This is a genomic window from Streptacidiphilus sp. ASG 303 (genome assembly GCF_020991365.1).
Classification (GTDB): Bacteria; Actinomycetota; Actinomycetes; order Streptomycetales; family Streptomycetaceae; genus Peterkaempfera.
Genome location: NZ_JAJLRA010000127.1, coordinates 1 through 310, shown reverse-complemented (window position 1 = coordinate 310; position 310 = coordinate 1). Strand labels below are relative to the sequence as shown.

Here is a 310-nt window from a genome sequence, read left to right as displayed (position 1 = left end):
CGGGAGATCCGCCGGATCAAGGCGCGGGTGGAGTCCGAGCGGCTGCCGCGCGGAGCCGACCCCACCACCCACACCAAGATCGGCCGGGGCGGCATCGCCGACGTCGAGTGGACGGTGCAGCTCCTCCAGCTGCGGCACGGCCACCGGCTCCCCGCCCTGCGCACCACCCGGACCAGGGCCGCCCGGGCCGCCGCCCGCGACGCCGGGCTGGTGGACGCCGCGGACGCCGCGGTGCTGGACGCCGCCTGGGTGCTGGCGACCCGGGTGCGCAACGCGGTGATGCTGGTGCGGGGGCGCCCCGGCGACAGCT

Annotated in this window: 1 pseudogene; it reads left to right on the top strand. The window is 78.7% G+C overall.

Annotated elements, in window-relative coordinates:
• Positions 1-310 (top strand): annotated as a pseudogene (locus tag LO771_RS30205) (bifunctional glutamine-synthetase adenylyltransferase/deadenyltransferase); the annotation flags it as partial.